The sequence below is a fragment of the Allobosea sp. GW821-FHT09G06 genome (assembly GCF_059416005.1).
Window position 1 is genome coordinate 70,901 of the sequence record NZ_JBWKOI010000005.1, and the last position, 21,923, is coordinate 92,823.

The window sequence follows — 21,923 nt, forward strand, 5'->3', positions numbered from 1 at the left end:
CGTGAGATTCAGCGGCGGGTTCGGTTCGCAGCCATCTCGGGTGCGATTTTCAGACTTTCGAAGTCGGCGCGCCTGCGAATGACGATCGCCAGGGCCTTGAGCACCCTCAGAGGCTCCACGCCAAGCGCTCTGGCCAATTCATGGGTCGCCTTGAGGAGAAGTGCCTCCGTCTCCGCCAAGGACTGGGGTTGCTCCTTCACATGAGGAATTTCGTCGAGGCGAATCATGCTGACCTCGCAAGGTGTGCGGGGAGTGAGAGGTCTGCGTCTTCCAGCGCCACCTGGTTTTGGCCGATGATTCCTTCGATTTCGGCACCTGACAGATAGCCCTGACGGTCGAGCGCCGTCGCCAGGGCCAACAGTGTGGTCTGTCTTGGCTCAAGGACTTCCGCGGCCTTCGTTTCCGCATCTTTGATCTGCGCATTGACCGCGAGGTGCAGGGCTGGGGCTTGCACGAGTTCCTTGACCTCCCCCAGATAGGCGCCTCCGGAGGTGCCCATCCCACACTGCGTCTCGATCAACAACGCGAATGCTGTCGCGCGCCCCAGATCGGAGGCAGGGAGCATCCCCGCCCCAGCACTCACGTCGCCCAGGATCAGTCGCTCTGCCGCCCGGCCGGCCAGGAGAACGGTCATTTCCCGCTGAAGGCGATGGAACGTGGCTGAGCCTGAGAGATTGCTTTCGAATTCGAAGAATCCGCCACGCGTATGAATCGAGATCCCGCAGACGGTGCCGGTCTCTAGCGCGTAGGCGGCCAACGCATGGCCACTCTCATGTACGGCAATACGCCACCGCGCTTGTAGCGGAAGAGATGGCGCATCGGCCGCTATAGCCGACATTAGATCTTCAAGAGTCAATGCGCGTCGAGCACGTCTGGCGGTACCTTTCGCGCGCCTGACGATTGCCTCAACGTCCGCTCCGGTGGCCCCTCGCGACGCCAGCGCCAGAGGAAGAAGATCGATCCTGGGCAGAAGCTCCGCACCGATGTGGAAGCGGAAGATTTCAGCGAGCGTCGGCGTGTCCGGCTTCTCGATTTCGATCTCCCGATCGAGTCTGCCCGCGCGTTTGACCGCAGCGTCGATTCGATCGGAGTGGTTTGTGGCAGCGACGACCACAACGCCCGGGCGCTCCTCGATGCCAGCAAGCTGTTCGAGAAGCAGGTTCACGATCTGGGTCCAATACTCGATATAGTCACCACGAAGCTTCGAACGATCCGAGATGCCGTCCATCTCGTCGATAAATAAGATGCAGGGCGCCTGACGCCGGGCTTGAGAGAATGCGTCCCGAATAGCTTGGAGCGTGCCGGAGAGGTAAGAGGCCGCATTCCACTGGGCGACAGAGGTCGAAACCAATGGGACGCGAGCAGTTTTAGCCAGTGCGCGCGCGAACTGGGTTTTCCCGGTCCCAGGAGCCCCCGAGACGAGCAAACCCTTATGGTCGACGTCAGCCCAGCTAAGCCGGCCCGCCTTGTACTCCGCCAAGTCATCCGCCAACTGCAGACCCCACTCCTTGGCTGCGCCATAGCCGGGCAGCTGTTCCAGCGAGGGCCCGCTGATCAGGTAGTCTCCCTTTTTTTGCACCACCCCTTCGATGGCGCTAATGCAATCGTTGCCTGAGCGGCCAGATCGAAATGCCAGCGGAAGATCGTCGATATCGATCAATCGGATCAAATCCGGATCGATATCACGCGTCGGTGAAACACCGGTTACGGCTTCGATGACCAAGGCAATCGCGCTCTGGTCGAACGACGGAAGCGTGAGCTTATACTCCGCGGTCCGCATCATCGCCTGGGGCAGATGGCGAACAGGATCCGGCGCGATTCCCATCAGGGGAATTCGACGCTGAAGTGCAGCCGTAACCTCGCGATTGCCTCTTTCGGGACGATCGTCTTTCGCGGTACCATCGCGGGCTACAAGCACCGCTTTCGTATGCGGCCCCACATTAACGCCGCCGACCTCTAGAACCCGCGAATTGACTGGGAAGACGCAAGTCTGAGCGACCTCCTTCGCCATGTCGACGAAGTTCGGGCTATGAGTGGTCAACACTACGATTGGAGCTTCGCGGCGCATTCGGCGCGCGAGGCCAGGTTCCGCTTCGATTGCGCGAGCCATCAAGATCGCGACAGCTGCTAGGTCTGGGCGGAGTGGAGTGATGTCCGGATCGCCCGGGTCGCCGTCGAGGTCGTCGATCAGGCGCTCCAATGCATCATCGGAATACTCACCACGAAGCATAGGTTTGATTCTCGCGCCTGCCTCCTTTGCCAGTATTTCGAGGTAGGCACGCGCAAGGAGATCAGTGCGGACCGAGTGATGATCCTTTGCAGCCGAATTGGATTTGCCGCGATGCATATGGCCTCCTTGTTGCGTCGACGCACTGGGAGTTCTGAATCGGGGGATATGATTTCGGGATGCCGGAACTTGAGCGCGCCGTGAATCCTTCAGCGTTGGTTGGCGAGTTGTAGGAGGATTCTCGGCTCGCAGGGGAGATCGTCGAAGTCTTCGTCCAGCAGGACGTCCAGTTCCTGGCCGCTCCCGTCCCAATTGGCGATTGGCGTCCTCGAGGCTGAGCGCTGGATTTTTTTCCTACCGGAGATGCTGTCAAGGCGTCGAATGGCCGTGGATGCCCGAGATCGCGGGTAGGCCAGCTTGAAGCGCCGTTGTGCTCTCATTGGGGACTCCATTGCTGCGGCCGAGGGAGGGGCGGCTAGCCGCGCTTCAGTGAGAAGCGTGGTCTGTCGGATCCGGATCGTCACAGATGTCGAGAAGCAGGCCGGTATAATGGGAGGCGGCTAGGCGGCGGCGCTGCCGGTGAGATCGATCGACGTCAAGACGGTTCAGCGCACCGTTCGGATTATAATATACCAGTGATACAAAAATTTCGTTAGAATTTTAAGTAAACATGGTTAACGACGACCGCGACCATCAAACGCGCAGCTTGCCTGACCGCGACCTTTGAACTGCAGCAGTCGAAGACGAATAGACGACGACGCCTACCACCTGATCACCCGAGACAAACTGAGCGCCCGCCTCTTCGAGCGCCTGTCGAATACGGGCAACTAAGGCCGGTTTGGGCTGAGAAAACCCGTTCTCAAAGTCATTGATCGTTTTCCGGGAAACCCTCGCACGCTGCCAAAGCCAAGCTTGCGAGACGTTCAATAAGCTCCTTGCGGCTTGGCAAAGGTAGCCCGCGATCAAAGCCTCGCGGCGCATCGGAAGGAGCGGGATTCCCGTTAAAGGGACCGGCTGCGAATTTTCTAAGTGAAAAATTTTCATAGCACTGCTATAATGCCATGGCTCAACCAAGCCTTGCTGAGCTTCAAGGCTCGCTTTCGCATTCTCCTGTGTCGCCGCGCTATTCAAGCTGATAGCCTTCATTCGAGCATCATGATTGGCCGTTGCAGGAGATCGACATAGCGGCGCTAGGTTCGCCTATCGTCAAGGCCGTGTCCTTCTGATCAGGGTCCGCTTCAGCCCCACCCGTCGAACAATCCTTCATCAGCTGAAGATCGCAAAGCTGGATTCTTCCGTCGAGAGCTCTTGAGTCTGAGTTGAGGCGACTCCTCGGCCCGCTGCGCGCCGGGCTCAGCGTCTGGACACGAGATAGCGCTTTCTCTGGAAGCATGGACTCGGAGTGAAATCCTTGAGGGGAATGCCCACGCATAAGGATTGCGAAACGATACCCGCGCTTCTCGTCAGGCGAGCGGCCCTCAGGGCGGCGACGTTAACATTCTGGGCAGAATCGAGATGCTAGCTCCTCAATAAATAATCGCGCAGGAACGCAAAATCATGCTTGCAGTTAAATGCCGTTCGCGCGCTGGTCGCTGCGCGATTTTACGAACTGATTGTGCTTCCAAGATTTAGGCACGCATCCCTCTAAGCAAAAATCATATCCTATAGGCAATACTATTCACTCTCTGGGCAATAATTCTAAATTCGCCTGAAAAATCAACTTCGACTGTCAAGCCAACGGAGAGCGCGCAAGGCGCTGCCGAAGAGGATTCCCATGTTTATGAATGACAGGGATGCCAAACAGCGCCTCGACGATCTGCTTTCACAGGCAGACGCGATCATCGAACAGCGGGATGACGGTTCTCCGGTTCGCAAGATCTTCAATGGCCGACGTCACATGCCAGTCGGGTTGGTCCCGAGCGTCAAATCCAGGCGGATGATTGCCTGGGAATCGCGCCTTGAGCGGAAGGCAATCCGATGGTTCGAAGTCGACGACACCGTCGTGAGCTATAGAGAGCAGCCGCACACACTGTCCTTCAAGCTCGCTGGCCGAAAGGTTCGGTACACTCCCGACTTCGAGGTCGAGCAGGAGGACGGCGTAACGCGTATCGTCGAATGCAAATACCGGGACGATATGCGTAAGCTCGACCCTGCCTACCGTGCGAAGCTCCACCAGGCGCGGCACCTTTATCGATCCGTTGGGATCAACTTCCAGATCGTTTCCGACATGCGCTTTCGTATGTTTCCGGTCTGGCACAACAATGCGCGGTTGGTCGAGCAGGCCCGGCGCCTTTGCCCGGCACCGTTCGAGCTCGCAGCGCTCATCTACCATCTCGAGGCTCGTTCAGAGTCCACGATGCGCGAATGCGGGCTGGTGCTCGCCGGCCTGGATCAGGCGGAAGCTCGCGTCCTCGCTCTCATCGCCCGCAGGATCATCTCGGTGGATCTGTCCGGGCCCTTGAACGGCCAGACGAGAGTTCAGCTCAAGGCCGGCTACCAGACCCGGCTGAGCTCAGTGCCATCAGTCCAAGAAGCGGCTTGAGGGAGACAAACCTTGAACGCGAACCTGCGGCTCAAAGTCGACACGACCGTGATGATCGACCAGCGGGCATTTCAATTCGCCCGGCTGCTCCAAGATGGCCGAATGGCCTTCGACGACGAAGAAAATGGACGCCGCCGTGTGCTGGACGAGGACGGCTTCATCGAGCTCTATCTCGCCGATCGCATCGCGGTGCCTTCTTGGTCGCGCTTGCCCGAAAAATATCAGGTCGCGGCGGAACGCGCCCTCGACGCTCTCCCCGCAAAGTTTCCCCAGGAAGCACTCTGGCGTCACAGCTATTGCGTCGCATTTGATCAAGCCGACCCGCGGCCGCGGAAAAATGAGGAGGATCTGTCCGCACTCATCGATGCGGTCGCCGCCCGAGAAGGCCACACCCGCAAGCCCGACTGGAGGACTCTCTGCCGTTGGCTGAGGACCCGAGGGGTTTCTGGTCGGCGCAACCTGCGGGCGATGCGCTCTTTCCATGACAAGAAGGGGCGCAAAAAAGGGATCGATGCTGACGTCGAACTGATTATCAGCGAAAGCATCGCATCTGTGTATCAGAACCGAGGCAATCTCCCGCCGAGCGCAGTCTACGAACACGTCATTGGCCAGATTGCCAAACGGAACGCCGGCCTTCTTGAAGATGGCAGCGGCGAGCCCGCGCCTGCCGGGCAGGAATTGCCGGAGCCCAGCCAGGCCACGGTTTTTCGGCGCGTCCGTGACAGCGACTACTATCGGACGATGCGGCTACGGCTCGGACGCGAAGCCGATCGGCTTTTGCGCCCGCTGAAAGCTGCCCCGCAGCATGATGCCCCGCTGGAAGCGATCATCATCGATCACACCAAGATCGACAGTTGGCTCTTTTTCGACGATGCGACCGGCTTGCCCTGTGGTGGCCGCCCGTGGCTGACCATGGCTCTGGATGCCTATTCGCGCTATCCGCTCGGCTATTACATCGGCTTTGAGCCGCCGAGCGTCTACTCGGTGATGATGTGCCTGCGCCAGGCGATCGCGCCCAAGCTCGACCTTGCTCGCAGGAAGGCCGGCGTTGCCGATGATTGGCTCGCCATGGGCGTGCCGTTCAAGCTGATCGCCGACAATGGGAAGGAAATGGTCGGCTATTCCTTGCCGAACGCCTGTGCGGAGCTCGGCATCGAGCTCGAAACATCGCCCGTCCGAACGCCTCACTATAAGGGCATCATCGAGCGCTTCTTCGGCACGATGAATACGCGTTTCATCCATCGGCTGCCGGGAACCACCTTTGGCAATCCACGGAAGCTGAAGACCCTCGAACTGGACCCAAAAGCGGAGATGCAGATCTCGTTCCACACCTTCGAACGCATGTTTTTGCGTTGGCTGGTGAAGGACTACGCTCGTTCTCGCAATCGCTCCATGGGAACCACGCCGGAAAAGCGCTGGATCGAGGGAACGCAGCGCCATCGTGTGGAACTGCCGTCGCGGATGGGAGACCTCGCCCATTCGCTATCGCGATATGCCCGCCGCTCCATTTCCCGTGAAGGCATCAGGTTTAAGGGCCTGACCTATCGAAACGACAACGTTGTTCGAACGATCCTTGCCTCTGTTCGCGCCCCTCGCGTTGATGTCGACTTCCGCTTCGACCCCACCGATCTCGGGTGCATCTACGTACGCGAACCGCAGAGTGGGCAGTATCTGGGTCCGATGCGTTGCGATGAATTCGATTATGCCAAGGGGCTGTCGCTCTGGCAGCATCAGCTTATTCGTGACGAGAATCGCCGCAGAGAGCGGGATTCCAGGGATTTCCGCGATCTGATGATCACCAGAGCGGAATTGATCGAGGAGACGGCACAAGCCATCCGCGAAGGCCGCGGAAAGGCAGTTGATGCCCGCTTCCAAGGTATTGGATCGCAGAAGCCCACGACCATCGCCGTGGTTCAAAGCGAAAACGGCTCGACGACGCGACAGGTCTCGGTGGGCAACATGGCGATGCAGGCCATTTCGCCTCAGAGACCTGACAATGAATCGCGTGAAGGAGATCCCTCGGCGCAGGGCGTAGGAACTGCGACACCACTGACTGAAGTGGTGTCGATGACCAATGAATCGACCTCACCGGCGCACTCTTCAGAAGTCGGCACCGAGGACGACACCGACGCCCTGTTGGCGAAGTACTCATTCAATACCACACACAAGGCGTAAGCGTATGTTGCAGACGGTTCTCATGAGCTCCGACCATATGGAGCTATCAGATCGCCACGCATCTCGAATCAACGCGGTAAAAGGCATCCGGATAGAGAACGATCGTACAGTTGATCTGGTAAAGAAGATCCAGTTGTTTAAGGACACGGCCCTTGGCGGAGGGGAGTCGGCTTCGGCATCGCTGACCGCGCCAACCCGCGGCGGAAAGACGACGATCATCGACACTTTCATGTCGAAGCATCCACCCGTCCGAGAGGGTGCGGCCGATCGCGTCCCCGTGGTCTATGTCGAGGTTCCTTCAGGTGCCACGACCAAAACGCTGGGGCGCGCTGCCCTGACGGCCCTGAATCATCTGAACCCCGAAAAGGGGGATGGCGACTTCAAGCGGGTCGAGCTCGTCGCGACTCTCCGTCGGCGCGGCACCACCCTCATTATTTTCGACGAGCTTCAGCGTCTGGTCGAGAAGGACCGAGGGAAAGTGTCCAAGAACGTTTCGGACTGGATACAGAATCTGATCAACAATTGTCGCGGGATGTGCGCTGTCCTCCTGGTCGGCACGACGCGTGCTCGCTCGGTCTTCGCGAAGAACGGTCACCTGATCGGCCGCAACGACTTCCATTGGGAGGTCGAGCCCTATCAACGAAACCCGCAGCAGAAAGAGGATTGGGAGCGTTACAGGGCGTATCTCGCCAATTTTGACCACCAGTTCGTGACGGTCGCGGATTTCTCACGAAGCAACTTCGCCAATTCGGATATTGCGGCTCGCATTCACTCGGCTTCGCTGGGCTACCCCGGCGCCACCGCAAAGCTCCTGCAGATTGCCGCGACCGATGCGATCATGCAGGGCAGCAATGTCATCGACAGCGCGATCCTGGCCTCCGCGTTCGATCGCCTGTGGAAGTTCTCAAACGCCGTGGCGCTGAATCCCTTCACCTCGGACAGGCCGCTCCTGCCGCAGCAGGTCTGGAAGGGCCCTTGGGAAGAAATGCTGGATTGAACATGTCGGACGATCAGCCGGATTTCTGCTTCGAGATCAGCGGCGCGACCGCGCCGGACCGTGTGGCCCCTCATCCAAGTGAAAGCTTACGGGGACTTCTGGCACGCTTCGCTGCCACCAATGGGGCCACTGAACATGTGGTCCTGAAGGCCACCGGCGCAACAAAACTACTGGCTCCCGGGGCCAAAGACCAAGACGACGCGATAACCTCGCTTGCCGACCTGTGTGGACTTCCGCGCGCGGAAATCGCGAGACGCGCATACACGAGCTTGCCCGGTGACGGAGAGCACGAGTTTTGCAACTTCAGAGGTCTCCCGTTTCGCACGAGGATGCTGACATCGCACGTTCGAGCTGTTGCGCCCGCTGCGTTGCGGATATCGCCGATCCATCGTGCCGAGTGGGATATCGTCGCGGTCAACGCCTCGGCCGAGACGGGAGAGGTTCTCCTCACCGAATGCCCGAACTGCCAATCGGCGCTCGGTTGGAATTATCCGTCGATCGTCCATTGCGCCGAATGCCAGATCGACCTGCGTGATGCCAAAGCATCCGCCGTCATCCGCGACGGGACCGTTCTCTCCGACGTGAGACTGGCGGCCTCGCTTGTCGATGCGGATCCCTCGGTACGTGAGCGGGCGATCCAGCGTTTCGCGCCGGATCTAGCAAACTTCGGTGCAGGAGAAATCATCAGCCTCGGGGCGCTCTTTGGCGCGGTGTCCATGGAGTCTGCCGGGACCGACTCTTTGCGCCGGGAACTATCGCACCGCAAACGAGAATCGTGGACCCCGGAGTTTCTGTCTTCGGGAATGAGCACGCTCTTGGATTGGCCAAACGGCTTCTTTCAGCTTGTCGAGGAAATGCGAGCTCGGCCCGTCACGTCGACATATTCGGACAAGACGCGGGAGATGCTAGGACCGCTCGCCGACCTGATCGAACCTTGGCGCGTCGGGGAAACTCGCGCTGCTTATTTCCAGTCGCTGCTGCGGAGGCATCTCGATGCCGTCCCGAACGAGGAGGTCGCAAGATACCCACTCGCCGTCATCCAGCGTTGGTCTACACGCATCTGTAGTCTCCAGACCGTGCTGAAGCTGCGGAAAACAGCCTATGATCGCTTCAAGAGGATCATCGATCACCCTGGGATTGTCGTGGCCGGTGGCGGTGGAACGGGCGAACTGTCGCTCGTCAACAAGGAGCTCGCCCTTCAGGTCATCGACGAGTCTCGCGACCTGCTGACGCTCACCTCGCTTAAAAGCCAGGAGAGGGTTAGCGATGCCACAATCGACGCGTTGGAGCAGGCCGGTTTCCTCGTTGCAGCCACAGACGTCGCACGCCGGTTGGCCGGCATTGAAGAACTCGCCTGGAGGCAAAGTGCCTGGGATACCACCAAGCGTGACTTGGAGGCGCGTCTTGCCCCGGCCCCCGACCGGAAGTCGATCAGGTTGTGCGATGCTCTTTCTATAGCGGGCCGTCGACGTCTGACATCGCTCGCCGACATATTTTCCGGCATCCAAGCGGGCTCTATTCGGCTGAGAGCCGTAGAGCTTGATGCCGCCAGCATCGGCGCGCGCCTGGTCATCGACTACGAGGACGCGAAGGAGCTCATAAAAAATCTCGCGAGTACCACCCCTAATTCCGAAATCGGCGCGGAGGCCGTCGCTATTGAATTACGGATATCGTTTGAGCATCTGCGCGAGCTGGTCAGGGCAGGCATTATTAATGCACAAAAGCGGCCGGACGATCCGGACGTTAGGTATTCGCGAAAATATATCATCCAACGTGGTGATATCGACCGATTTCACTCCGAGTACGTCTTCGTCAAATTTCTTGCCACCAAGCTGGGTATGGCGACCCGCACGTTGAAGGGATTGCTGACCGACATCGGCGTGGAGCTCATCGAGATCGGCTACGCCCCGCTGTTCGCTAAAAGACAGGAGCTGAATGAGAAGCTCGGGCCCCGAGGCCTGATAATCGACGGCGAGCGGGATCCCGGCATTGCTTTGCTAAACCGCCCCTTCGCCAAGTCCGATCGAGAGGAGATTCTGCGAATTCTGAACGCCAAGGTCGTTCGGCTTGGCCCTGCAGCGGATGCCGAGCCGCTGCGCAAGCACGCAGCCTCCAGCCGACAAGCCCGCGAGAGACGGCGCCTTCTAGCTGTCGCCGACCTCATCGAGGGCGTGCCGATCGACGAAGCCGCGAACAAGCATGGCGTTGCGGCAGGTAGTCTGTACATCTTTTCCCTCCGCTATCGGCGAGGCGGCTTGGCTGCGCTGGTCGCTGCAAAGCGTCCCCCGAGAGAGAGCGCCGTCATCACCGATGAGCAGCGAGCCGCGATCGTACGACGCGCTCATGAGATGGTCGAGGACGTCTCATCCAAAAAGGAGGGGTGGCGGGTTGATGATCTTCAGGTGTTCGCGAAAAGCGTCTGCGGCCACAGAGTCGGTCAGCCAAAGTTAAGGGTCATTCTCTCCGAGGCGGGACTTAAATGGAAGTCAGCAAGCGGAACGATCATCAGAGATTCCTATAACAAAGAGTTTCCTCGCATACGCACTGACATTTCTCCCGAGACGCTGTCAAAATACAAAACGGCCCGCTCTCTGGAACGTAAGCGCTTCGATATCGCAGCGAAGTTGATTCAGGGCATTCCGCTAGACGATGTTTTGGCTAAAATGAAAACGACCCGCAAAGCGGTAAAATTACTGATTCATGACTTCAATCAAGATGGGATCGAAGGACTCAGATTATATACCAGCAAGGCGGGCTTGAACCCAAGGCAACGCCAATCTGTTCGCGATTTCGCTCAGACATTGATTACGGCGAACGCAAGCGGGTCCGGGACTTTCAATCAAACGGACGTGGTCAATTATATTTCCGAGAAATTCGGCGCCAACTACAGCGTTCACTCGATCGGAACGATGCTAAAGGGTTTAGGCCTCAAATGGGTCGAGGGCGCCAATCGGAAATAGTGGACGCCAAAGCGTTGATGGGTTGGGCGCCCCACCGCGTAGCAAGCCCAGGCCTTCGCCCAGGCGAGGCGCAATCCATGATGCTGAGAAATTCTCAGCCTGTCGTCGGATCAAGGCCGGGTGAGGCCGAGGATGGGGCGCTTATCCCGTACCGCCGCTTGGAACATAAGGCCGATGTGCTCCATGAACCGAAGACTCAGGGTACCTGTGGGCGTCAGGCTCTCGAAGTCGTAAAGGCGATCCGAGCGCACGCGGTTATAGTCGTCGAGAACCAGGAAGCTCCGCTTCTCAAGGCTTAACTGGACACGACGCTTCTCAATCTCGGGAACCTCGACGTAGAGGCGATCACGCCCGTTTTCAGGCTGAGGTTCCAGGCTCGTGATGGGAAACAGATACAAATACTCCCCGATCTGCATTGCCAAGCAGACACGCCGGACTTTCCGGCTGCCTGTCCGCCCCTTCTGGGCCTCATGGCCCCAAAGATAGTTGAAGCGATAAATCTCGCCGGGGACCATCAGCGGCCCTCTCGATCCGCCTGATCGATGATCTCCTGAAAGCCAGCCATGAGGTTCTCGATATCCTCATCCGGAGCCGTATCGAGCGTAAAGGCGGCCTGCTCATTCGGCCGGGCCGCATCCCTCATCCGCTCGTACTGCTCCTGCGGCAGCATTATGATCTTCGCCTTGCCCCTCTTCATCAACTTCACCGGCTCCGCCAGGGCCGCGTCCAAAACGTCGCCGGAACGACGGTTGAGGTCCGAAAACGAGAATTCCTTCATGGAAGCCTCCCACTGCATAATATACGTATATAACGTAAGATCTGCAGCTAGCAACCCGCCCTATTCAAATCGAGGCTGCGGCGGGCGGCTCCCGAGGACGGCACGGCCGCAGCGAAGGGCTGACGACGGGGCCTCTTATTGCGACGTCGTTCTTCCTCACGACCTCCGATGCGCGCTGCAGCTCCTCGTTGGTCATCTCTCAGGAAAGCGGGACCGTGCCGGCGGCGTGGCCTTCAGATTACAAGATCCGCAGAATTATTACCTCGTCCGGGCCAATGCCCTCAAAGATGCTGTCCGCCTCTATCGCGTGAGGAACGGCAGGCGTGAGGAGTTGGCGGGGTCTAATGTCAAAGTCCCGACGGGGTGCATGGCTGTCCTCTGCGAGATCAACGTCAGCTCGGTCTTCACCATTCCGGATGAGGCGCCGGCAGCCATTGCGGAACTTGTCGCCGCGCGATTGGAGGCCGCCACCGGTGAGCGAGCCGGGTGGCGTGACGGGGAACGACGCTATTGGTCATGCGTGGATAGAGATTTCATTTGGCATCGCCGTCGCCGTAACCACCGTGCGCTGGTATGCGGAATATTGCACGGCCGAAAGCAGATCGATTGTCGCAGATCGTAGAACTGAGCACGAGGCGATATCGGCAGGCCGGTCGCGCGTGGGGCAGAGATCAGACATGACGACCAACTATCGACCTGGCTGCGCCGGCAGCGAAGTCTAAGCGGAAAGCCCCATCCAGCCGTGGATTCCGACATAGAGTCCGACGCCGATCAGCAGTATCCCGGAGAAATAGGGAGCGCGGCGAGCGAAGGTCGAGAACCAGGACCAACGCTGCGTCGCGTGGCGGACACTCAGCGCTGCGGCCGCGCCGACCGAGACGAGCGTGATCGCAAGGCCGATCGAGAAGCACAGCACCAGCGTGAAGCCGAGCGTGAACTGCTTGAGCTGAAGGCACAGCAGCAAGACGGTGATCGCCGCAGGGCAAGGGATAAGGCCGCCGGTCAGGCCGAACAGGACGATCTGCCAGGTCGTGACGTTGCGGTCGGCGAAGCGGCGCCGGATATCGTTGGCATGCGCCAATTCATGTGCGTCTTGGTAGCCATCCGTCGCGACATCGAGCCCACGCAGTTCCTCATGCATGTGGTCATGGCCATGGCCATGATCCTCGACGAAGGACAGGTCGTAGTCATGGCTGTGGCCGCCATGGCCGAGGCTGACGCGGACCATGAACTCGTGTGGCTCGGGAATCTCCTGCACCGATTCCAGGAAGCCGGACTTCTTCTCGAAGGTGAAGGTCTGGCGTATCCCATCCGGGCGTTCGGTTTCGATCCGGACGTCCTTTGCCGCCCAGTCATGGCCACGCTCGTTGCGGATGCGCCAGTGCGGCGGCGTGCCCTGTTCGAAGATTTCGATCGAGATCACGCCATGGCCGGTGTCGATCCGGCGCGCATCGTCGGCGTGCTCGTCCCCATGGTGTCCGTGCCCTCCGTGACCTCCATGGCTGTGACCTCCATGGCCACCATGGCTATGGCCGGAAGCCAGCTTGGCGCGCTGCTGGTCCTCCCGGGTGCGCCAGAGCATCCAGAGTGCCATCCCGACAATGACCACGGCGGAGACGATCTGGAGATAGGGTTCGAAGGTCTCCGGGGCGGTGCCCTGCCAGAGGTACATGCCCCCGATTGCGATGCCCCAGACCACGATCGTATGGGACACCGTAGCCGCCAGACCAAGGAGCACGGCCTGCGTTACGGTTCCGCGCACCGCAATGATGAACGCAGCCATCATGGTCTTGGAGTGCCCGGGTTCGAGCCCGTGAAGTGCCCCCAGCAAGATCGCGCTCGGGATGAACAGCCAGGCGTGAGCGGAGCTCTGCTGGAGCAGATCGGCAAAGGAGGGCATGAGGGTCACTTCATGTAGGTACGGACGAGATCGAGCAATTGCTCGGCCGCGTCTTGATTGAGAGCGCCGGGGTGCTTCTCGGGATCCACGAGATGATGCCAGACGTGGTCTTCGACCACCTCGGACATCAGCCCGGCCGTGGCGCCTCGAACGGACGCGATGAGCTGCATGACTCGGTCGCAGCCCGCCTCAGTCTCAAGAGCTCGCTCGATGGCTTCAACCTGGCCTTTGATGCGCCGCACCCGGCCAAGCAGTTTCTGCTTGTGATGAATGGTATGTGTCATACCTCCATATAGGATAGGGGGCTATATCATACAACCGGGGCGATGGCCGACACCCAGGCACCGGGCCGCTGCTCCGAGGCGAGGTCCAATTCCTCGGCATACTACGAAGAACATCTCATTTGATTTGTAACCATCGTTTCATTAAACGGGGTTTATGGTTGCTCCATCGTGGCTTCTGCTGACCTATAAGGTGCCGCCCGAACCGGCCACGAAACGGGTCGCCTTGTGGCGGCGGCTCAAGGGCATGGGCGCCATCTATTTGCAGAACGGCGTCTGCCTGCTGCCGAAGGCTGACGATCACGCCCGGCGGTTGAAGATGATCGAGAACGACATCGCGGAGATGGGCGGCGAGGCCGTGCTGCTGGAGACCGTCGCGCTCGACCGCGCCCAGGAGGAGAAGGTCGTCGCCCGCTTCCGGGCCGACCGCGACGAGCAGTATCGCGAATTCCTCGGGCGCTGCGCCGATTTCGAGAACGAGATCGCCAAGGAAATCGCGATCAACAAATTCACCTATGCCGAGCTTGAGGAGGAAGACACCGACCTCAAGAAGCTCCAGGGCTGGCTCGAACGGATCAGGAAGCTCGACTTCTATGGGGCGACGCTCGCGGAAGAGGCGGCCGCTCGCCTCCAAGCCTGCGAGGCGCTGCTCGACAGCTACGCACAGCGCGTCTTCGACGCCAATGACGAGAACCACTGAGATGAGCGATCGAGCCAAGCGCCCGCCCGCCGCGGAAGCCGCACCGTCATCGGCCGCCCGGCAGGGCATCCCCCTCGGAATTTGGGCGCTCGGCTTCGTCTCGATGCTGATGGACATCTCCTCCGAGATGATCCACGCCCTGCTGCCGGTCTACATGGTGACGGTGCTCGGCACCTCGACGCTGGCCGTGGGCCTCATCGAAGGCATCGCCGAGGCGACCGCCTCGATCACCAAGGTGTTTTCCGGCGCGCTCAGCGACTGGCTCGGAAAGCGCAAGTTCCTCGCAGCCTTGGGCTATGGCCTCGCGGCTTGCACGAAGCCGATCTTTCCGCTGGCGCCCTCGCTCGACTGGCTCGTCGCGGCCCGGTTCGTCGACCGTATCGGCAAGGGCATACGCGGTGCGCCGCGCGACGCTCTCGTCGCCGATATCGCGCCGCCCGAATTGCGCGGGGCGAGCTTCGGCCTGCGCCAGTCGCTCGATACGATCGGCGCCTTCATCGGCCCGCTCCTGGCCATCGGCCTGATGTGGCTGACGATGAACCACTTCCAGACGGTGTTCTGGATCGCCGTCATCCCGGCCTTCCTGTCCGTCGGCGTGCTCCTTTTCGCTGTGAAGGAGCCTGAACGATCGGGGGAGATCCGGCGCGTCCGGATGCCGCTCAGACGAGAGGAGCTCGGCCGTCTCGGCGCGAATTACTGGTGGGTGGTGGCGATCGCGACGATGTTCACGCTCGCCCGGTTCAGCGAGGCCTTCCTGATCCTGCGCGCGCAGTCGATCGGCCTGCCGCTGGCGCTGACGCCGATCGTGCTGGTGATCATGAGCCTCGTCTATTCGCTGTCCGCCTATCCGATCGGGATTCTCTCCGACCGGATGGACCGGGTGACGATCCTGATCCTCGGCCTGCTTCTGCTCATCCTCGCCGATCTCGCACTGGCCTTCGCTTCCGGCATCACGAGTGTCGGCATCGGCGTAGCTCTCTGGGGCCTCCATATGGGCTTCACCCAGGGGCTGCTCTCGACCCTGATCGCGGAAACCGCGCCGGCCGAGCTGCGCGGCACCGCCTTCGGCATGTTCAACCTGGTGACCGGAGTGGCCCTGCTCGCGGCCAGCGTGATTGCCGGGGCGCTCTGGGACGCGAGCGGACCGCAGGCGACCTTCCTCGTCGGTGCAGGCTTCGCTCTGGTGACCGCAGTCGCCTTGGTGCCGGTTCGTGAGCGGTTCAGGAAACAGCGCCGAGCTTAACACCGTGACTGCCGATCCCGATGGGATCAGAACTGAATCGAGGGTTCTCACATGCAGCTATATGGCCTCGACGCCGCAATAACCCACGTCATCAACGGTCTGTCCGGTTCAGCCGCCGGCGATTTCCTGATGATCTGGATCTCGGCCATCGGCGTCCCCTTGCTGGTGCTTGCCGTGGCCGGGCAATGGTGGCGCGGAGGCGGCAGGCCGCACGAGCGGCATGTACTCGTCGCCGTGGGACTCTCCTTCCTGCTCGGCCTCGTCATCAACCAGATCGTCCTGCTGTTCGTTCATCGGGTCCGACCTTATGATGGCGGCGTAACCCATCTGCTGATCGAGCGCAGCTCCGACCCGTCCTTCCCCTCCGATCACGCGACCGCGACCTTTGCCATCGCCGCAGCGTTCCTGGTCCACGGGATGCGCCGAACGGGGCTGTGGTTCCTCGCCGCGGCGGCTCTGGTGTCGCTCTCGCGGGTCTATGTCGGAACACATTATGTCGGCGACGTTCTCGGGGGAGCCGTGACCGGCATCGTCGCTGCTGCTCTGGTCAGGGTATTCTACCGCGAAGGGACGCGACTGGACCGGTTCGTCACCGCGATCCTGTAGGAGGCCAGTCGTGGTGGCGTCCCTTTTTGCGGCAGTCACCGATCTCGTCGCGGCTCACCCTTATCTAGCCTATGGGGTGGTGCTACTGCTGGCGCTGTCGGAATCCCTTCCGGTGATCGGGGCCTTCATCCCGGGAACGGGGCGATCCTGGCGGTGAGCGCCCTGGTTCCGAGTGGGATCGTCAAATTATGGCCGCTGCTGGGCGCGGCGACCATTGGCGCTATCCTCGGCGACGGCTTCTCGCGGCAAGGCCCCTGTAGTGAGCCACCAGAAGCGCCAACGCGCATCGGCCTCGCCGGACCGCTCGCGGGTATTCACTTCGACACTTAATTTTGGGCTCGTTTTCCGCCTACCACTCATGTCAAGAGGAATTCGGAGAGGTAGCGGCTGCCAGGTCTGCCTACGTCTCCGGTCCCAGCGGACGCTGACCGTGACGACTGCCGATCAGCTCCATCCTAGGCATTTTGGACCGACAGAAGTTCTAAGCCCACCCTCTCCAATCGGAGATACAGATGATTGACCTGAAATCCGTCGAGCAAAGCATCCAATCGCGTAAGGTTGCCTGGCAGGCGGAAGAAAATGAGCTGTCGCAGCTGCCCGATTCCGTGTTCGCAGCGATGCTCGGCAGCACGCCCAGCAGCGGAAATATGGCCGAGATTGCCGCCGCCAGCACACGGGCATGGGGATTGCCCGCGCCGAACCTTCCCACCTCTCACGATTGGCGAAGCGTTGATGGCACCTGCTGGCCCACGGAGGTCCGCAACCAAGGACCTTGCGGGAGCTGCGTGTCCTTTGCCGTGCTCGGCGCCATGGAGGCCGCGGCCCGGATCACGGAAGACCGCAGGGAAGATATTGATCTTTCAGAAGCCGACCTATTCTTCGGCAGCGCCGCGACCTGTCAATCGGGCATGCTGATTGAAGACGCCCTACGCCGAGCTCAGACCAATGGTGTCGGTTGGGAGAAAGACCTTCCGTACGATCCGCGGATGACCTCGCATAGGGCGGTTCCGCCCGCTTATCGCGTCCAGAGCTGGCATCATTTGGTTTCTCAATCTCAGCGAAAGCAAGCGATCTACGAGGACGGGCCGATCGTCGCTCAGATGCAGGTCTTTGAGGATCTCCGCGTCTACAAGTCAGGGGTCTACGAACATGTTCAGGGGCAATTGGTCGGCCACCATGCAGTCTGCGTCGTCGGCTACGACGATGCTGAGGGATGCTGGATCGTTAAAAACAGCTGGGGCGCGAAGTGGGGAGAAATGGGCTATCTTCGTATCAGGTATGGACAGTGCTGCATTGACGACGCCTTTCCGTCATACGGGCTGCATGTCGAAGCACTCTGATGAGTGAAGCCTCGCCCGCTATGTTTCGGCCGGGAGATAGCGTCAGCGCCGCCGTGGGAGAGGAGTTCTTGATTTCTCTCCAAGAGCCGGGCGCCTCGGGGTACTTGTTCGAACCAGTGCTCCCGACGGGGTTGGTTTCTCTGGTCTGCGCCACGCGGCAGGGCTCTACGACACCAGGCGCCAGCGGCACCGTGCTCTTTCGGTTCAGGGCAGAGAAAGCCGGCGAGGGAGAGCTGGCGTTCGAATTGCGTGCTCCTTGGGAGGATGACGCTGCCTCGCGCATTTCGCTTCCCATTTCTGTTCGGCCCTAGACAGAATCCATAAAATCCATACAACCGTCATCATGCTCGATGACGGCTTTCTAATCGTTGCCTTGAAGGGACACATGTCTCAGGCGCGCCTGACGCAGTCGCGGCTCGCGCGCGAGTTGAGAATGGACCAGGGCCACCTAAGCAAGATTCTAAGCAAAGAAGTGCACCTTGCCCCCAAAAGCCGCCAAAAAATCCATGATTACATGGTTCAGGTCAGCCCGACTCGCGCTGGCCAGCTGGGCACAATCGAGCCTGCGGCAGAACTGCTGCGACAAGGCAAAATCATTATGGAAAATATGCAAAAATGGTTGACGAATATGGAACTTCTCTGCAATAAACTCGATGAGGATATCGGACGCAGCAAATGACCGGATCGGCGGGAAAAAATGGGCCGGTAGGCAATGCGCAGCAGATCTTGTCTCTGCTGCGGAGCCATAATGCGCGCGACGAGCGGCGATTCCTGTCAGTGGCGACGCAGCTGGCCGAGGAGGCTGTCAAAAAGGGCCATGTCCGCGTCGCCCAGGAAATGCACGATCTTATCGCCGAGGCACGTTCCCATTTTGGAGCGTTGGAGCTTTCCCGCGATCCGGTCCCGCTGGCGAAGCCGAGGGGCGAGCTGGCTGGTATATTGTCGGCGTCTTTCCCGCGCCTGAAACTCAACGACCTGGTGCTGCCGGCGAGGCTGGCTTCCCGTCTCGCCAAGCTCGTCAGGGAGCAGCTCGAACGAGCGCGCCTTGGAGATTTTGGATTGTCTCCGCGCCGAAAGATCCTCCTCTCTGGGCCACCGGGTACGGGGAAGACGATGACGGCGGCGGCCATCGCAGGCGAATTGAACTACCCGTTGTTCACGATCCAGCTGGACGGACTGATCACGAAGTTCATGGGCGAAACCGCAGCGAAGCTGCGCCTGGTTTTCGACGCCATGACATCGACGCGCGGCGTGTACTTCTTTGATGAAGTTGATGCCTTGGCGACGTCACGTGTCGTGGGAAATGACGTCGGCGAAGCCCGTCGCGTTTTGAATTCCCTGCTTCAATTTCTCGACGAAGATAAGAGTTCCAGCTTAATTCTCGCGGCAACCAATCATCCTGAGCTGCTGGATCGGGCTGTTTTCCGCCGGTTTGACACGCAGCTCAAATTTGAACTGCCCGAGCGAGAACTCATTCAGCCGCTGTTCGAAATGCACCTACTGGCTTTTGAACTTGATGGCCTCGACTGGCCCGAGATCCTCCAAGCGGCAGAAGGAATGAGCCCGGCAGATATTGCATCCGCCGCTCAAGACGCGGCCAGAGATGCCGTTCTGGAGCACGGCGGCGTCATGTCCTCAGAATTAATCCTTGGGGCAATTGCGGAACGACGCCACGATCATTGATAAAGTTCACTTCTTCGCTTGGGTGGGGGAGTGATTCTTGGCGCAGCACCTGATCGTTCGCAAGAAGATTGGCCTAGATCGGGCTTTCTCCCCTGTCACTGCACCGCTCGAACCAGTGCCGACGCCGCCTGTGCACAATCGGCCCGCGCATGCTTCAAAGCTGACCGAGAACGTTACAGGCGTCGTCACCGCATACGCAGAACGGCGTGCGGGAATCAGGAATGAGCTGAGAAAAGACGAGCGTGGCGCACTAATGCGATTCGACGCCCGGACGGAGGTCGGCATTGATCTTCAATTCTTTCAAGCCACGCACGGGATAACGCTGCTCAAATCGGTCGGAAAGGGGCTGAATCAAAAGGTTCACGCCTACGCCTCCGAGAGCTCTCTCAAAAAACTTGCGACTGCGGTCGAGCGCTATGGCGATTGGAACGAGGAAGGTAACCGGCCCCGGCACTTTTTCTTTTTTGAGCAGATTAAGTCCGTCGCTCCGACAGGCATCGAGCCGCTCTGGGCCGGACCGCCTGGGATGAGTCTTCGTGCCAAAGCTACCGGTCAGCAGGATTGGGAGATTTGGCTCAGGCCCGAGGCTTTCGAGACTGTCAGCAGGCTCGCTCGTGAATTCTCGCTGCAACAGAATAGCGAGCCAATCAGCTTCCCCAACGCAGTAGTCGTTATCCTCACAGGCACGTTCAACAATCTCAAAGAGCTCCTCGAGGCAACCGCTGCGGCCGTCGAAATTCGCCCTGCTTCGACAATCGGAATTCCGCCAACCTCGTTGACACCCCGAGAACGGGTCGACCTCACGCGTTCGCTGCAAGGGCGCCTGGAGCTTGCCGGGTCAAATGCTCCTCGCACAGCGATCATAGACACTGGCGTCCGCCACAGTCATCCGTTGCTTGCGGGCTCCCTCCCAGAAAGTCGCGCGCACGCGATTGCCACAGGACTTCAAGCCGAAGACGCACACGGTCACGGCACACAAATGGCTGGCGCGGCCCTGTTCGGCGACCTTACGCGCTGGATTAACGGATCAACGGGGCCGATAAAATTGACGACTGCCCTGGAGTCTGTGGCGATATTCAATAGCCACGGCGCTCCCTTCAAAAGCGCCGCAGAGGCACTCATTGCTGCGTTCAGGCTGAACGAGAAGGAGCATTCGAACCGCGTCTACTCGCTCTCATTCAGCCTTCCCGCAGATCCCTGCAACGGATCTCCCGGCGCTCTCTCATCCTTGATCGACAGGCTAAGCTTCGGCCGCGACAACCCGAAGAGACTGTTCTGCATCGCCGCCGGCAATATCGACACTCTTCCCGCCGAGGTAGTAGGCTACACCACGGCAAATGACGAATCCGGCATCCAATCGCCCGGGCAATCGGTCAATGCACTGACGGTGGGAGCGTACACGGCCATCAGCGGACAGAAGCCAACGTTAGGTCACGCGCCCGCTGGGGATCTGTGTCCCACCGCCCGAACGAGCATCAGCTGGGAACACCGCTTGGGTCAGAAGCCCGATATCGTGATGGAGGGCGGCAATCTATTTGCTGACGTTGAAGGTCTGACCCTGGGAAAAGCAGACAGGTTGTCTGTCCTCACAACGCACCACGAGCTGCCCAATCGGCCCTTTGCCGCCGGCACGGACACGAGCATTGCGACGGCAGCGGCCGCCGGTCTCTGCACGCGGGTGATGGCCGCATATCCCGAGTTCTGGCCGGAGACGGTTCGCGGGCTTGTCGTCCACGCCGCGCGTTGGACGCCGGCGATGGAAGCTCGCGCTGGTCGCGTGAGTCGGTCCACCGTGGATAATTTGCTCCACCGCTTCGGCTGGGGCGTGCCCAATGAAAAGCGCGTCTTTGAGAGTGCGAACAATGCGCTCACGATGATTATCCAGGACGAACTTCAGCTCTTGCAAAATAAAAACAAAAAGTGGCAGCACGCCTTTATGCGATATTACCGCCTTCCGTGGCCGATCGATGCGCTTGAGGCGCTCGGGACAGCGGACGTTAGTTTAAGGATCACACTTTCTTATTTTACCGACCCTGCCCCTCTCGCGCTCAATGCTCAAAGGGCCCAAAACTATCATTCTCATCATCTCAAATTCGATATCAAAGATCCCGACGACCACGACGAGCTTGCAATTGCCAGAGTCAACAAGCTGGCCCGAGAGCCAGGCAAGAAGCTTCCGACGAGGCAGCCGGTGGGAACGTGGCTCCTTGGCGACAAGAAGCGCTCCAACGGATCGATCCGGCAGGACATTTGGACAGGCCGCGCAAGCGATCTGAGCCAAATGGGCGCCATCGCCGTTTATCCTCAATATGGGTGGTGGCGGAACAACAGCGGCGCGGGAGACCCGTTGGAAACCGTACGATTTTCCCTAATCGCCTCGATTGAGACCGCGCGGATTGACGTCGACCTCGCCACTGAGACCGAAGCGTCGATTGCTACCCTGAAGACCCGAGTGCCGCTGACGATTGAGACGTGAGGGAACGAGGGCCGT

Annotated in this window: 19 protein-coding genes; 12 read left to right on the forward strand and 7 right to left on the reverse strand. The window is 59.8% G+C overall.

Features of this window, described 5'->3' with window-relative positions:
* Window positions 1–8: 8 nt before the first annotated feature.
* From AC07NY_RS21820 to AC07NY_RS21830, 3 genes are all read right to left on the reverse strand, one after another.
* Window positions 9–227, reverse strand: coding sequence for a hypothetical protein (locus AC07NY_RS21820; protein WP_494585559.1), 219 nt, complete (start codon window positions 225–227; stop codon window positions 9–11).
* Window positions 224–2,347 carry an AAA family ATPase gene (locus AC07NY_RS21825; protein ID WP_494585560.1) on the reverse strand — a complete coding sequence of 708 codons (2,124 nt, stop codon included), beginning with the start codon at window positions 2,345–2,347 and terminating at the stop codon, window positions 224–226. The genes AC07NY_RS21820 and AC07NY_RS21825 overlap by 4 nt, the downstream gene beginning before the upstream one ends.
* Before the next feature lie 573 nt (window positions 2,348–2,920).
* A complete protein-coding gene (locus tag AC07NY_RS21830; RefSeq protein ID WP_494585561.1) occupies window positions 2,921–3,373 on the reverse strand; it encodes a helix-turn-helix domain-containing protein in 453 nt (150 codons plus the stop codon).
* Window positions 3,374–4,001: 628 nt separating this feature from the next.
* Here AC07NY_RS21830 and AC07NY_RS21835 point away from each other — a divergent pair.
* The 4 genes from AC07NY_RS21835 to AC07NY_RS21850 are packed head-to-tail and all read left to right on the forward strand — an operon-like array spanning window position 4,002 to window position 10,901.
* Window positions 4,002–4,769, forward strand: coding sequence for a TnsA endonuclease N-terminal domain-containing protein (locus AC07NY_RS21835; RefSeq protein WP_494585562.1), 768 nt, complete (start codon window positions 4,002–4,004; stop codon window positions 4,767–4,769).
* A 12-nt stretch (window positions 4,770–4,781) separates the two neighbouring features.
* A complete protein-coding gene (locus tag AC07NY_RS21840) occupies window positions 4,782–6,944 on the forward strand; it encodes a Mu transposase C-terminal domain-containing protein (RefSeq protein ID WP_494585563.1) in 2,163 nt (720 codons plus the stop codon).
* A gap of 22 nt (window positions 6,945–6,966) precedes the next feature.
* Window positions 6,967–7,941: a TniB family NTP-binding protein gene (locus tag AC07NY_RS21845; protein WP_494585564.1), complete on the forward strand. Its 975-nt coding sequence runs from the start codon at window positions 6,967–6,969 to the stop codon at window positions 7,939–7,941.
* Between the two features lie 2 nt (window positions 7,942–7,943).
* Window positions 7,944–10,901, forward strand: coding sequence for a TniQ family protein (locus tag AC07NY_RS21850; RefSeq protein WP_494585565.1), 2,958 nt, complete (start codon window positions 7,944–7,946; stop codon window positions 10,899–10,901).
* Window positions 10,902–11,011: 110 nt separating this feature from the next.
* Here AC07NY_RS21850 and AC07NY_RS21855 read toward each other — a convergent pair whose 3' ends face one another.
* The 4 genes from AC07NY_RS21855 to AC07NY_RS21870 all read right to left on the reverse strand — a co-directional run bounded on the left by AC07NY_RS21855 (window position 11,012) and on the right by AC07NY_RS21870 (window position 13,863).
* The gene (locus AC07NY_RS21855; RefSeq protein ID WP_494585566.1) at window positions 11,012–11,416 is read right to left on the reverse strand and encodes a hypothetical protein; all 405 of its coding nucleotides are present in this window, start codon (window positions 11,414–11,416) and stop codon (window positions 11,012–11,014) included.
* The gene (locus AC07NY_RS21860; protein ID WP_494585567.1) at window positions 11,416–11,679 is read right to left on the reverse strand and encodes a prevent-host-death protein; all 264 of its coding nucleotides are present in this window, start codon (window positions 11,677–11,679) and stop codon (window positions 11,416–11,418) included. The genes AC07NY_RS21855 and AC07NY_RS21860 overlap by 1 nt, the downstream gene beginning before the upstream one ends.
* A gap of 718 nt (window positions 11,680–12,397) precedes the next feature.
* On the reverse strand, window positions 12,398–13,579 hold the full coding sequence (locus AC07NY_RS21865) for a nickel/cobalt efflux transporter (protein WP_494585568.1): 1,182 nt from the start codon (window positions 13,577–13,579) through the stop codon (window positions 12,398–12,400).
* Between the two features lie 5 nt (window positions 13,580–13,584).
* Entirely contained in the window at window positions 13,585–13,863 is a 279-nt protein-coding gene (locus tag AC07NY_RS21870) for a metal/formaldehyde-sensitive transcriptional repressor (RefSeq protein WP_441514033.1), read from the reverse strand.
* A gap of 154 nt (window positions 13,864–14,017) precedes the next feature.
* On the opposite strand from AC07NY_RS21870, the gene AC07NY_RS21875 reads away from it, so the two are divergent.
* From AC07NY_RS21875 to AC07NY_RS21910, 8 genes are all read left to right on the forward strand, one after another.
* Complete coding sequence (locus tag AC07NY_RS21875) at window positions 14,018–14,560, forward strand: Chromate resistance protein ChrB (RefSeq protein ID WP_494585569.1); 543 nt, start codon at window positions 14,018–14,020, stop codon at window positions 14,558–14,560.
* A gap of 1 nt (window position 14,561) precedes the next feature.
* Complete coding sequence (locus AC07NY_RS21880; protein ID WP_494585570.1) at window positions 14,562–15,803, forward strand: MFS transporter; 1,242 nt, start codon at window positions 14,562–14,564, stop codon at window positions 15,801–15,803.
* Window positions 15,804–15,854: 51 nt separating this feature from the next.
* On the forward strand, window positions 15,855–16,409 hold the full coding sequence (locus AC07NY_RS21885) for a phosphatase PAP2 family protein (protein WP_494585571.1): 555 nt from the start codon (window positions 15,855–15,857) through the stop codon (window positions 16,407–16,409).
* Between the two features lie 512 nt (window positions 16,410–16,921).
* Window positions 16,922–17,749, forward strand: a complete 828-nt coding sequence (locus AC07NY_RS21890) for a C1 family peptidase (RefSeq protein WP_494585572.1) — start codon at window positions 16,922–16,924, stop codon at window positions 17,747–17,749.
* Window positions 17,750–17,769: 20 nt separating this feature from the next.
* The gene (locus AC07NY_RS21895) at window positions 17,770–18,060 is read left to right on the forward strand and encodes a protease inhibitor I42 family protein (RefSeq protein ID WP_494585750.1); all 291 of its coding nucleotides are present in this window, start codon (window positions 17,770–17,772) and stop codon (window positions 18,058–18,060) included.
* 32 nt (window positions 18,061–18,092) lie between these two features.
* Window positions 18,093–18,428 carry a hypothetical protein gene (locus AC07NY_RS21900; protein WP_494585573.1) on the forward strand — a complete coding sequence of 112 codons (336 nt, stop codon included), beginning with the start codon at window positions 18,093–18,095 and terminating at the stop codon, window positions 18,426–18,428.
* Entirely contained in the window at window positions 18,425–19,432 is a 1,008-nt protein-coding gene (locus AC07NY_RS21905) for an AAA family ATPase (RefSeq protein WP_494585574.1), read from the forward strand. Before AC07NY_RS21900 ends, AC07NY_RS21905 begins: the two co-directional genes overlap by 4 nt.
* A gap of 37 nt (window positions 19,433–19,469) precedes the next feature.
* A complete protein-coding gene (locus AC07NY_RS21910; protein WP_494585575.1) occupies window positions 19,470–21,908 on the forward strand; it encodes a S8 family peptidase in 2,439 nt (812 codons plus the stop codon).
* The last annotated feature ends 15 nt before the right edge of the window (window positions 21,909–21,923 follow it).